Here is a 13530-nt window from a genome sequence, read left to right as displayed (position 1 = left end):
TACCAATTCCCAAAAGTATTGCTATACTTGGGCAGTACTTCAGTTATCAACTAATCAGCACAATCAAAATCACTTTGCATGCTAATTTCAGCTTGCATTAATGTTAATTATTCTGATGTTTACTTCCCCTCCTGGGAGGGGTTAGGGGTGGGTTCACTCCCCCACTCCCCCACTCCCCCTCCTGGGAGGGGTTAGGGGTGGGTTCACTCCCCCACTCCCCCACTCCCCCTCCTGGGAGGGGTTAGGGGTGGGTCCCCTACTCAACAAAATGTAGAAAAGTTTTTGAGAAATGGTATTAGACCTTCTGCCTTCTGCTTTCTTCCTTCTTCCTTCTTCCTTCTTTCTTCTTCCTTCTTCAATCAAAATTTTCTGAAGTTATGACTTCAGTATTTGGTAAAAGGATAATATTGGGAAAATTTTCTCCATTTTCTAGATGACGAATCATTAATTGAATTGCCAATCGTGCTTGTTGTTTTGGTGCTTGATTAATTGTCGCTGTAATTTTACCTTGTTTAATTGCTTGTAAACCATTTTCTAGGCCATCAAATCCTGTAATAATTATTGGCGGATATTGACTATTTTTTACCGCTTGACTAGCACCTAGAGCCATACTATCATTTGCCGCTATAATTGCATCAATATTGTCAAACTTTTCCAACAAGTTTGTAGTAGTTTCTTGTGCTTTTGATTGCTCCCAGTTAGCAGATTCAATAGCAATTATTTTCATATCCCCTGTTTTTAAACCAGCTGTAAAACCCAGACGACGCTGAATAGAATTATCATGATTTGGCGCACCATCTAAAATAGCTACTGTACCTTTTCCTCCTAATTTTTTAACCACCCACTCACCTATTGATTTTCCCGCAGCAAAATTATCAAATCCAACAAAAGTTAGTATTCTATCACTATTAAGTGGAGTATCCATAGCAATAACTGGTATACCCGAATTAATAGCTTTTTCGATGGCAGGAACTAATCGAATTGAATCAGATGAACCGATGATAATTCCATCTATTTCTTCCGTTTCAATTAAATTTGCTACTAGAATAATTTGGTCTTCAACAAATTCTGTTGTTTGAGGTTTTTCGGAATTAATTATAGTGATATCTACATTGAAATTTTGTGCTGCTTTTTCAGCGCCTTCTTTGACATCTTTCCAATAAGGTTCTTGTGGAGTAGTTTTCAGAATGTAGGCTATTTTCCAAGGTTGGGTAGCTTTAATTTCTGTTTGAAAAATTTTGTCTGATACTTGACTAACTGGAGAAGATAACTGTTTTTTTGAGAAAGTTGGTTCAGGGTCTTCTGAAATTTTTGCTTGGTTATTACAGCCAAAATTTAATAAACAAAGCATGAATATTATCATAGTTGGTAGAAATAAATAGCAGGAATCATACAGATTATTTGGCTTCATATTGGTTATTTAATTTTCGAGTTCGATTGATGATAATTGCAGTAACAAACTTTGATATCTTTTCCAGAGTCGTTATGACAAAATAAGAAAAAATAACCTTGTTCGAGATATGCCTTGCATTATTTACAAAATTATAGAAATGCAGCTTTAATAAAAATCAAGCTTGGGGGTTACCGAATAATTAATAATTAATAATTAAATAATTCTGGTTTAAAGCCTCCCCTTTTAAGGGGAAAAAGCGGTCGAGGGATTGATGAGTTTCCTAACCATATCCAATCGACCAAGAGAAAAGAAATAATACTTCCTTATATTCAATTCCGTAACGGTTTTAACCAGAGGTAATTATCAATTATCCATTATCCATTAATGAAAGCATCTGACCTAGATAAGAGTTTGAGACATGATTATCTAATAAGTTACCATATTTATTCTAGAATATCTACTTTGATTAAGAAGGGAAGAAGGAAGAAGGAAAAAGAGAGAAGGAAAAAGAGAGAAGGAAAAAGAGAGAAACAAGAAGGAAAAAGAGAGAAAGAAAAATAGAGAAGGAAAAAAATAAAAATAATAATAGATATAAATAACAAATAGGATTGAAGAATTTACTTCTCGGTATGAATTTATCAGTGTTTTTTTGTGAATTATATTGAATAACTGCTATTACTAACACCAACTGTGGAAAAATAATTTCACTAATAAAATAATAAGGGCAGTTGAAATACTTTACCGAATAATTAAGGTTTAAAGCAACTTCAGTTGAAGAAGGAAAAAGGAAGAAGTAAGAAGCAAGAAGGAAAATAATAATAGATATAGATAAAAAATAGTATTGAATAGGTTGCTTATCGGTATGAATTTATCAGTGATTTTTTGTGGGATTATATTGAATAACTGCTATTAATAAAGCCTAGTGTGGAAAAAGAATGTCACGAATAATAAGAGCAGTGAAAATACTTTACCGAATAATTAAGGTTTAAAGCAACTTCAGTTCAATAAGGAAGAAGGAAGAAGGAAAAATAATAATAGATATCAATAACAAATAGGATTGAATAAGTTCCTTCTCAGTATGAATTTATCAGTGATTTTTTGTGGAATTATATTGAATAACCCCTATTATTAATACCAAGCGTGGAAAAAGAATATCACGAATAATCAGGGCGGTTTAAAAACTTTACCGAATAATTAAGGTTTAAAGCAACTTCAGTTTAAGAAGGAAAAAGGAAGAAACAAGAAGCAAGAAGCAAGAAGGAAAATAATAATAGATATAGATAACAAATAGTATTGAAGAGGTTGCTTCTCGGTATAAAATTCTCAGTGATTTTTTGTGGAATTATATTGAATAACTTGAATAACTGCTATTACTAAAACCTAATGTGGAAAAAGAATGTCACGAATAATAAGGGTAGTGAAAATACTTTACCGAATAATTCAGGTTTAAAACAACTCCAGTCAAGGAGAAAAGCGGTCATTTTTTAGCTTTAAAATTAGCGCACAACGCCCGTTAACTGCTAGCCTCTTATATCATGTCCGGTTGAATACTTACACTTTGGAAGAGGTAAGGCAGAAGGCAGCTATGCTGTAGGCAGAAGGAAAGAAAAGGTTAGAAGGGAAAAGGTTTTTTTCACTGATTATCCGGACATGATATTACAGAGGAACTCAAGCTTTTTCCTTACAGTGCAAGATGCTACACAAACAGAATACTGCGTAAAAATATTGCGGAGCAAAACGCCATATCCAATGAACTAAGATGAACCTATCCCAATAATAAGATTTTTGCTAAAAACTCTAAATATTTTGAGATTACAAAACGAAAAATAAAGCTTTTTCAACATATTTTACTTAGGGCTTGCTGATTAAATATAAAAACATTGGTAGGTAAAGGTTTTAGCCTTTTGAAGTCTGGAAAAAGTACAAGAAGTTAGGTCTAAAACATCTCACGGAGTGAGTATTTTCGGGTAGCTATGGCAAAAAAATCACTCTTACTATTATGAATGGCCACTGACTCTGTAATCCCTATTTATTCTAACTACTCCCTACTCCCTACTCCCTATTCCCTACAAAGAGCAAAAAGACTTTATTCAGCAAACCCTACTTAAACAAATAAATCTGTTAAAAATAGTGGGATAGGTTCAGAAAAGAAAAAAATTATTTTTACTCAACCATATTCATTTCAAGGAGAGGTAATTATTAATTATTAATTGTTGAAAGGAGATTTTTATTTGACCAAAAATATAAATTTTAGTCGATTTCGTATTATACCAAGGGTGAAAAAAATGCTTAACTTAGGTGAAACTCGTTAGCTTCGCATAACTATCGTTAATGTCCCTACCAAATCTCCTACTCCCCTACTTCCACCCTCAAGAAAATGTAGCAAAAATTTATCACGCTTGGTATTAGATAAAAAAACAGCCTACTTATAAAGTAAAGCTGCCTAAGAAATGTAGTTTTTACTTTTATACCAAATTAGAGTTTATGACTCCTGCAATAATAGATTCTGGCTGTAATAATCCTGTTAACATTTCCTCTGGTCGCTGACCATGAGGCCAAGCAAAAGCATGACGAAATGCTGCATCTTGACAAGCTTGTAGTTGTCGAAAATCAATCACATCTAATGTTAGTAAATTCTCATATTCAAACGGCAAACGTACATTATGTAAACCAGCATTATCTGTACAAATAGCAATATCTACTCCAGCATCAAAACATTTGTCAAATACTATCTTTAACTGACTCATATTATCCATAGTACCTGTTTTGAAATAAGTCGTTGGACAAACTTCTAAACATTGCCCTGTATTAGCTACCTCTTTTAATAGTTCTGGATGTTTTAAAGGAATTTGAATTCCATGACCAATTCGCATTAAATAAGGTAGTAATTCTGGATGACAACCGTTGGGAGTTTCATAAAGATGTCCAGTAGTTTTTACTTTCTGGGAACGCGCATATTTATACAGTTTAATAAACTCATCTATACGTTCGCCATAATGATTATCTCCACCAGCTAAATCTATAGCACATACATATTCTGGCATTTGCACTGCTAAATCTACAATTGCTTGATTCACTTCATAGGGTAACCTACTGTGCATACATAGAATTTGGCTAGTAACAATAGGATATTCATTTTGTTGACTTGCCTTACCCACAGTCGTAACTATTTCTGACATTAAATCTATACGTTGAGACTGAGATAAATGCTCTGGAGTTCTCAAGTAAGGAGTATAACGTAACTCTAAATAAGCTAAATTTTCAAATGTATAAGCACCTCGAATTAAGCGATAAATAAAGTAAGGTAATGTCTCAATAGTTTGAACGTGTTCTACTAATGTATGTAGTTCCAAATATTCATCTAATGTGTTCCTTGGTTTTGTATAAAATTCTTCAAATTGTTGATATTTGGGAAAACGATTTGCTAGCTCCTCGTTTTGACGTTGGAAATATCGCCATAAAACTCTAGGAACTACGGAACCTCCTAAATGTCGATGTAATTCTGCGTGTAAAGCCATATAAATTTAATTTATCCTTTAAGTATAAATCTTAATAGCTAATCTTGATATGTAGTTAATGTTGATAATTCGTAAGCATTTAGCCGTCAGCTATCAGCTATTGCTTTTAGTTTACGATAAAAGCTCTATTAATTGTCTTAACTACAAAAGTTGGTTCCCTTGACCTTAAAGTCAGTTGTTAATTTAAACACTGTTCTTAAAGAGAAAGTCTTTTGACTGATAGCTGACAGCTAATAGCTGTTTGCGCAGCATTCCGCAGGAAATGCTTACGATAATTCTATCTAGGATGGTAATAGTATTTTCTAGGATTAAACAATCAGTAGTTATACCATTTCTCAAAAGTTTTGCTACATTTCCTTGGGAGTAGGGAGTAGGGAGTAGGGAGTAGGGAGTAAGGAGTAAGGAGTAGGGAGTAGGGTTTAAAGAAATAAGATATTTTGGATTAATGCCGATAATCGAATGCAAACATTACTGAATTATTATTATTACTTAATAACTGAAGTTGCATTGGAAGTATAGGATTATTTTTGGGAATTGGTATTATCCAGTCATAATTAAAGAATTGAATTTGCTAATTAGCAACCCAGTTAATGTTAATTATTCTGATGTTTAATTCTCATTAATTCTCACTGTAGAGACGCTGCATGCAATGTCCCTACCTACTCCCCTACTCCCCCACTCCCCCTTATGCTAATTCCTCCTATTTGAACCCTCAATCACAGCAAGAGTTTTAGATATACGGGTTATTGTAACAGTAATTAACAAAAATTAACAAAAATAAATTGACATAATATTTAGTAGATGCAACAATAGCAAATCGTGTTAACTATCCGTAGAGGAGACCCTTGGCTAACGTAATAGTGATAGGTGCCCAGTGGGGCGATGAAGGAAAAGGAAAAATTACTGATTTGTTGAGCAAGTCAGCAGATGTGGTAGTGCGTTACCAGGGGGGAGTAAATGCTGGCCATACTGTTGTTGTTGATGGTCAAACATTTAAACTACACTTAATTCCTTCCGGTATTCTTTATCCTGATACTGAGTGTATCATTGGCTCTGGAACAGTTATCGACCCCAAAGTTCTGATTGAAGAATTAGACCAAGTTGAAGCTTTAGGAATCTCCACATCAAATTTGATGATTTCTCAAGCCGCTCATGTGACAATGCCTTACCACAGACTAATAGACCGAGCATCAGAGGAACGTAGAGGTAGTCAAAAAATAGGAACTACAGGAAGAGGTATTGGTCCAACTTATGCTGATAAGTCCGAGCGTACTGGGATTCGGATGATTGATTTGATGAGTCCAGATAGATTAAGAGAGCAGATAAATTGGACGGTTAATTATAAGAATGTAATTTTAGAAAAGCTTTATAATCTATCTCCTTTAGAGCCAGACGAGGTAGTAAAAGAATATTTGGAGTATGCAGAGCGACTCAGACCTAACGTTATAGACGCGTCCTTAAAAATTTACAATGCAATTCAGCACAAACGCAATATTTTATTTGAAGGAGCACAAGGTACTCTCCTAGATTTAGACCACGGTACTTATCCTTACGTTACTTCCTCAAATCCAGTGGCAGGAGGTGCTTGTGTGGGTGCAGGAGTAGGACCAACAATGATTGACCGAGTAATTGGGGTGGCCAAGGCTTACACTACTAGGGTGGGAGAAGGACCATTTCCCACGGAAGCTAAAGATGATATAGGGACATTGCTGCGCGATCGCGGTGCAGAATTTGGGACAACAACTGGTCGTGAACGTCGGTGTGGATGGTTTGATGCGGTAATTGGACGTTATGCAGTCCGAATTAATGGTATGGATTGTATGGCAATTACTAAATTGGATGTATTGGATGAATTGTCAGAGATTAGAGTATGTGTAGCTTATGAAATGGAGGGCGATCGTTGTGAAGATTTTCCCAGTAGTTCTTTGCAGCTAGCTAAATGTAAGCCTATTTATGAAACTTTACCTGGTTGGCAAAAGCCAACTGTAGATTGTAGAAGTCTTGAAGATTTACCCAAGCAAGCTTTAGATTATTTACGGTTTTTGGCAGAGCTAATGAATGTGCCTATTGCCATTGTGTCTTTAGGAGCTAGTCGTGACCAGACTATTGTAGTTGAAGACCCAATTCACGGGCCAAAGCGGGCACTCTTAGGTTCTCATGGTACTACGATTATTTCTTAATTAATCGAAATTGATTTTAATGTGGATGGGTTTGAAGAAGGAAGAAGAAAGAAGGAAGAAGGAAGAAGGAAGAAGAAGGAAGAAGAAAGAAGGAAAAATATGGCGCGAGTTTTAAGCTTTTGATATGTCTACGCCCTTTCCTTCAACTGTGATAATATCTATCTATTTCTGTTATTTCTCTTAATACTAACTTCTGCCATAAATCATAATTATAGATATTTTAGAAGATTTGGTAATCCTGTCGCCTTCCTCGATCCTCAGAAATTTTGTATAGAGACATAATGACATAATAGAGTTGTCGCTAAATAAAGGGAAAAAATCGCTCCAACCTAGACAGAGCAATAATTCTAAGCATTTTTGCTAGTCAAGAGCTACAATCTTTACATAACAAGGTTTCTGGTATTTTTTGAAGTTATAAAGCGACAAGTCTAATATTAGATTATCAGTTTGACACTCCACGGGATAAATCCGCATGGATTCTTCAGAGGAGTTGCAAATCGGGTTAAAACCTCGATTTTCACATTGCTCGTTTACGAAGTATGCCGTTAGGCAAACAACCACATTGCCAGTACCGTACCGTAGTACATATACAGCAGCAGTCCACGCTTACGGTGTCAATGGCCAATACTCTCTCCGGCCAAAAGACCATTGAGACTACTTTTTAAGTTTAAGGTCAATTATAACACATTTTTTGACTACGGATTAAAATCCGTCGAGTCGTTTCCATCCACCGCTTAAAAGACGGTGGTTTCCCACTTACCGAAATTTTACGATGATTGAATAATTATAAATAAGGGAGTAGAGAAAATAGAGAAATTTGTTGTTGAAGTGAAAAGAGTGTTGTTTCCAGATAGCTATTAATAAGCAATTTTCCCTTCTTGCTTCTTTCTTCTTTCTTCTTTCTTCTGCTATGTCAAAAAATTTGATATAATTGGTAAGCAAACTAAGCGAAAAAAGTCAAGATGGAAGTTACAGTAGAATGTCAAAAAAGACCTGAAGGTAGCAAAACCAAAGCTCTAAGACGAGAAGGATTAATTCCTGCAGTATTATATGGTCATCAAGGTACAGAATCAGTTCCATTAACAATTGAAGTTAAAAAAGCACAAAAGTTGTTAAAGGATACCTCTATTAACAATACTATCATCGATCTTCAAGTTCCTGATATTTCTTGGAGTGGCAAAACTATTCTTCGGGAAGTTCAATCTCATCCCTATAAACCCTTAATTCTTCACCTAAGTTTTTTCTCCGTAGCTGCTCATGGAAGTCTAGATGTAGAAGTACCTATACATTTTGTTGGCGATCCAGTAGGAGTTAAAGTCGGTGGTGGAATTTTAGACCAGACTGTTACAGAATTAGCAATCAGATGCAAACCAGATAAAATTCCTGAAACATTAGATATAGATGTCTCAGGTCTTAAGTTAGGAGAGTCTCTTCAGCTGAGTCAAATTACTTTACCAGAAGGAGTAGAAGCGACAGGAGAAGCAGACTTAGTGTTAGCGCGTGTAATGGCTCCTGCGGGAGCGTCATCTACAGAGTCAGAAGGTGAGGCAGCAGAATAAAGTAGATATTTCATAAGTATCAGTTGATATTATTATGACATAGGTGTGAAAAAAAATGTAGAGGCATTTCATGGAAAGTCTCTACAAAAATTTCTCAAAAAGTTTAACGAAAACCTGAAATAGATGTAGGCAAGGTATTAGATAAAAATGGTGTCTAGTATTTTGTAATAATAAAAAATACTAGATTGATACACCTTAAATGGTGCAATAAATGTAGGTTGGGTTGAGGGACAAAACCCAACTTACTTGGTTTTTGTAAGGTAAAATAAAATTTAGAGTAAACAAGAAAAGTTATGGAAGAAGAATTATTGAATCCAGGGTTTGAAACACCAGAACTTGAAGACGATCAATTTACCGACCAACTAAATAGACTAGGTTTAAATATTATTCCACCGATTCCTGATTGGCAGATATACGATCCAGATGGCCTAGTTCAGAGTTTCGCAGATGCAGAACTCCCGGCATTCGATGCTCCACTTGTGGGTATATTTAATCCAGCAACAGGAGCAGGTAATACACCTCATCCCGATGTTGGCGTACCAGAAGGAAACAATATCGCGTTTGCTGACAGTGGTTTGCTAGCGGGTGAAGGTCGAGTAGGAATATTTCAGCCTCTCAATACAGTGCTGGAAACTGGTAAAAGATACACCTTAGAGGTAGAAGTAGGAAATCCTCAAGCCTTTACTCTGCAAACATTACAAGCTAGTTTTGATTTAGATGGTTTTCCGGGTTATCAAGTGCAACTGTTGGCAGGAGATGAAGTGTTGGCAGTGGATGATAACTCTCTATCTATTTCAGAGGGAGAGTTTCAGACAGCAACTGTTTCCTATCGGTCTAGTGTAAATGATGCTTCCTTGGGAGAAAACTTGGGCATCCGTTTGGTAAACCTCAATGAAAGTGAAGGTAGGTCGGTAACTTTTGACTCTGTAAGCTTGAGTGTGGCAAGTATTGGCACTCAAGGCGACGATCGCCTTGTTGGTACAGATGAAAATGACCAAATTATTGGTGTTTTGGGTAATGATACGCTATTTGGTAAAGATGGTGATGATGTTTTAGAAGGTCGTCTTGGTTTTGATATCCTTTTGGGTGGGGATGGTGACGATATTCTCAGAGGTGGTCAAGGTCGCGATCGCCTTAATGGTGGTAGTGGAAACGATACTTTGGCAGGTGGTGCAAGTATTGATCGCTTTATCTTCAATACTAATGTGGCTTTCAATTCCGACGATATTGGTGTAGATAATATTACAGACTTCCAGTCAGACTTGAGACCAGACGAAGATGGAAACCAAGGAGACCTAATATTACTAGATAAGACAACTTTTGCTGCTCTTAACAGCGATAGTGGAAGAGGTTTCAGTGATGATAATGATTTTGAAATAGTTGACACCGATGATGCAGTCAATAGTTCTGATGCTTTCATTATCTATAATGAAACATCAGGGGAACTATTTTACAACGCTAATGGTAATATAAATCAGTTTGCTCTCTTAGAGAATGCTCCTGCTATAACTGAGGATAATTTCCAAATCAGATAAGTTTTGTTTTGGGAAATTTTAGTTGAATTGTTACAAATTACTTTATCAATGGTGTGTTGTATTTTGTAATAATAAAAAATACTAGATTGACACACTTTAAATGGTGCAATAAATGTAGGTTGGGTTGAAGGATGTTAGCGCCAGCTTATCCGTAGGATAACCCAACTTACTTAGGGCTTGCTGGTTAAACTAAAAGTATTGACAGATAAAGGATTCAACCTTTAAAGGAGCGAAAAAAGTGCCTGGTTTTATGTTGAAAATTCTCTAAAACTTAGCAGAAAAGACAGGGGGGATAGCAGAAAAATAACTCTGACAATTGTTCCGACTATCTTTTCTATAATTCCTTGTTTCTCCTAACTATTCTAATCTCCCCTACTCCCCCACTCCCCTACTCCCCTACTCCTGAAAAAGACTTTTTCAGCAAACCCTACTTAGTTTTTATGAGGAGAAAAAATGCTGCTTAAACTCCAACAATTAACTGTTCCTCCAGGACAGCGAGTGTTATTAAAAGATGTAAATTGGCAAGATTTTGAAGGAATTTTAGCCGACTTAGGAGAAAGTCGTAATTCGCGAATTGCTTATGATAATAATACTTTGGAAATTATGGCATCATTACCAGAACATGAAAGTGCAAAAGTGATTATTGCAGATTTATTTAAGGTGCTGATGCAGGAGTTAGAAATTGATTTTTGGCCTCTTGGTTCCACAACTTTTAAAAATGAATTGATGCAGCAAGGTATTGAACCTGATGACTGTTTTTATATTGAAAATGAGGCAAAGGTACGAGGTAAGAAACGAATAGATTTAACTGTCGATCCGCCTCCAGATTTAGCATTGGAAATTGACGTTACTTCTCGGACTCATCCTAATATTTATCAAAATTTAGGTGTTCCTGAATTGTGGAGGTTTGAGAGGGGTAAGTTGAAAATTGATGTGTTAGAAAATGGGGAATATGCAGAGTCGGAATTTAGTATTCATTTTCCTGATTTGCCCTTGACTGATGCTATTCCTGAATATTTGGAACGCTCTCCATTTATAGGTTGGAATAAGACTATGAATACTTTTCGTGTTTGGGTGCAGCAACAGGTTTCTGCAAAATAAAGTAGGTTGGGTAGAACGATAGTGTTAGCGGAGCTTATCCGTTAGGATAAACCCAACAAAGTCGAATATTAACTTGTTGATAATTCATATTGTTATTGAGTTTTGTTTCTAAACCTAACTTACAATCTGCTGGTGTTGGGTTTCGTTTCTCAACCCAACCTACAACTTTAATTAAGAGGTGAAGTGCAGCGGAATGTAGTTTGATACCCCGCTCCAAAACACAATTTGTGAAATAATTTTTAGACAAATTTTATTGGCTTATTTTCTGAGAACCAGCAATTTTCCAACGACCATTTTCCCACTGTAAACTATAACGATATACACCAGTGGTGGGATTACTCCGTGTTCTATCAATTATTCCATTAACCCAAAGTGTAGAGCTTTGGTATATTCTTACATCAATTATTACCCGATCTCCTTCTTCATCAAATTTTCCAGAAGCTTGAACTGTAGGATCGCCAAACCTATAATACCCATACTCTTTTCTCAGCCATTCAACTGTTCCTTCTCTCTGCTCAAAATATTGACCTGTTGTATATTGTCTGAGAATTTTAATACTAAATGGATAAGCAAAGACTTTTTTCTTTGCTTGTAACCATGATTTTATTAGTCTTACCGCTTCTGGTTCGGTAATTCTGATGCCATTGCTAGTGATGACATACTTTGGAACTCTAATAGCAGGTCGATCGTTAACAATGATACTAACCGTTTTACTAACAGTATTTTTACCGTCATTAACAATCACTTTTAGAGAATCTTGATCGATTTGTTGACTTCTATAAATGACTCCATTAGGAGCTGCAAAAATATTATTAATAAGACTTATATTGCCACTTAAAGTAACTTCCTGAGTTTGGTTATTTTCGATATTATCCTCTGGTAAACCTTGAGGTACATTTGTTTTTACAGTCAGTTTACCGTTTACAGTTTCTAGAATAACACTGATATTTTGATTGTTTGGATCGCTAATATTAATATCAGTAATAGGGAAATCCCTATTTTGGTCGGGGACTTGGATATCCCTAGGAACATTAATCACAGGTGGAGGATTGAGAGGATTAACGGTTATGCTGACGCTTTTGCTAATAGGTTCGACAATTAGAGCATTAGGTGGCCAGACCAAACCTTTCACTAGATTATTAATAGACATAGTAATGCTAAGAGAATCTTCTCCACTAAAGTTTTGATTTCCTTGATAGATGATACTATCAGAATTAGCTAGAGTGGTATTGACTTCCGCAACCGTACCACTTAGAGTCACTTTGTTACTTTTATTATTGCTGATTTCTTTAGAAGTTAATCCACCAACTACATCGGGTTTAACTGTGAGTTGACCGTTACTGACTTGAAGAGTAATTGTAATTTTTTGATTTTCAGAACCATTAATACTAATAGAACTAATAGCTAAATTTGCATTTTCTTTAACAGTTTGAGCAGTAGGAACATTGAGAGTGATGTCTTTTTGTGTAGGAATAACATTAATGTTTGTGCTGAAGGGTTCGCTGATAGCATTATAACCATCGGCGATCTTAAACTCTACTGTACGAGAGCCAAAAGTAGGATTTTCTGAGACGTTCTGATAGACAATATTGCGAACTACAACTTCAGCAATTTTCCGTGTAGTGTTTCTATTAAAAGTAACTTCCAGAGGTGTTGTTCCTTCACCTCCAGTGAAATTACCGATAATAGTTCCACTGTAGGTAATGTCGTTGCCATCAATACCAATTTGACCCGAATTTATGCCATGATTACGGATACTTATTTTGTCCTCAGGTGTGACGTTTGTTGTGAATTTTACTGTTAATTTACTGAAGTAAGGTGAAATAAGATCTTCAACATTAGCTATATCAATTATAGAAATACAATTATTTTCTTTGATACAATCGGGAATTTTTTCTCTTGGCGACTTTGTATTTGTTGGTAATGGTGATATTACTACTGTTTTTTCTTTTCCTTTAAATATAACTATATTAATCGCTAAAATTCCGATTATAATTACCAAAATTCCAATCACCCAACCCCATTCTACCAAAAACATTTCAATCTGAAGCCGTTTTGCAATTACTGGAATTTCATCATCTTCTGAAGTCTTTTTCCACTTACTCAACACAAACTTTAAGGTCCTTTTATTATATTTACGTTGTTGTAGTGCTTCAGGTAATAAACAGAAAGCTTTGTATAAAGAACTAATCAAAGATATATTTTGATGAGAATTAGGGCGAGAGTTAATTTCATTTTGCATAG

General features: G+C 35.6%; 10 protein-coding genes. 5 read left to right on the top strand and 5 right to left on the bottom strand.

The window, feature by feature from the left end; translation table 11 throughout:
- Nucleotides 1-153 precede the first annotated feature (153 nt).
- Both F6K15_RS17885 and F6K15_RS17880 read right to left on the bottom strand, forming a co-directional pair.
- A complete protein-coding gene (locus F6K15_RS17885; protein ID WP_293062918.1) occupies nt 154-363 on the bottom strand; it encodes a hypothetical protein in 210 nt (69 codons plus the stop codon).
- Entirely contained in the window at nt 356-1351 is a 996-nt protein-coding gene (locus F6K15_RS17880) for a sugar ABC transporter substrate-binding protein (RefSeq protein WP_293062916.1), read from the bottom strand. The genes F6K15_RS17885 and F6K15_RS17880 overlap by 8 nt, the downstream gene beginning before the upstream one ends.
- 426 nt (nt 1352-1777) lie before the next feature.
- Here F6K15_RS17880 and F6K15_RS17875 point away from each other — a divergent pair, with 426 nt between their 5' ends.
- Nucleotides 1778-1954 (top strand): hypothetical protein, encoded by a 177-nt coding sequence (locus F6K15_RS17875; protein ID WP_293062914.1) that lies wholly within the window; start codon nt 1778-1780, stop codon nt 1952-1954.
- 1904 nt (nt 1955-3858) lie between these two features.
- On the opposite strand, the gene F6K15_RS17870 is transcribed toward F6K15_RS17875, so the two are convergent.
- Nucleotides 3859-4911, bottom strand: a complete 1053-nt coding sequence (locus F6K15_RS17870; RefSeq protein WP_293062912.1) for an adenosine deaminase — start codon at nt 4909-4911, stop codon at nt 3859-3861.
- 845 nt (nt 4912-5756) lie between these two features.
- On the opposite strand from F6K15_RS17870, the gene F6K15_RS17865 reads away from it, so the two are divergent.
- The 4 genes from F6K15_RS17865 (at nt 5757) to F6K15_RS17850 (ending at nt 11286) form a co-directional block, all read left to right on the top strand.
- On the top strand, nt 5757-7091 hold the full coding sequence (locus F6K15_RS17865) for an adenylosuccinate synthase (protein WP_293062910.1): 1335 nt from the start codon (nt 5757-5759) through the stop codon (nt 7089-7091).
- A 962-nt stretch (nt 7092-8053) separates the two neighbouring features.
- Nucleotides 8054-8650, top strand: a complete 597-nt coding sequence (locus tag F6K15_RS17860) for a 50S ribosomal protein L25/general stress protein Ctc (RefSeq protein ID WP_293062909.1) — start codon at nt 8054-8056, stop codon at nt 8648-8650.
- A gap of 293 nt (nt 8651-8943) precedes the next feature.
- Nucleotides 8944-10185: a calcium-binding protein gene (locus F6K15_RS17855; protein WP_293062908.1), complete on the top strand. Its 1242-nt coding sequence runs from the start codon at nt 8944-8946 to the stop codon at nt 10183-10185.
- Nucleotides 10186-10638: 453 nt separating this feature from the next.
- Nucleotides 10639-11286 carry a Uma2 family endonuclease gene (locus tag F6K15_RS17850; protein WP_293062907.1) on the top strand — a complete coding sequence of 216 codons (648 nt, stop codon included), beginning with the start codon at nt 10639-10641 and terminating at the stop codon, nt 11284-11286.
- Between the two features lie 34 nt (nt 11287-11320).
- Here the strand turns inward: F6K15_RS17850 and F6K15_RS17845 are convergent, their stop codons facing one another.
- Nucleotides 11321-11533, bottom strand: a complete 213-nt coding sequence (locus tag F6K15_RS17845; RefSeq protein WP_293062906.1) for a hypothetical protein — start codon at nt 11531-11533, stop codon at nt 11321-11323.
- Between the two features lie 3 nt (nt 11534-11536).
- Entirely contained in the window at nt 11537-13528 is a 1992-nt protein-coding gene (locus F6K15_RS17840) for an ARC6/PARC6 family protein (RefSeq protein WP_293062905.1), read from the bottom strand.
- Nucleotides 13529-13530 lie beyond the last annotated feature (2 nt).

The organism is Okeania sp. SIO2B3, assembly GCF_010672525.1.
Taxonomy (GTDB): Bacteria; Cyanobacteriota; Cyanobacteriia; order Cyanobacteriales; family Microcoleaceae; genus Okeania.
The sequence above is the reverse complement of the archived record's forward strand: the minus strand, read 5'-3'. Positions and strand labels throughout refer to the sequence as shown.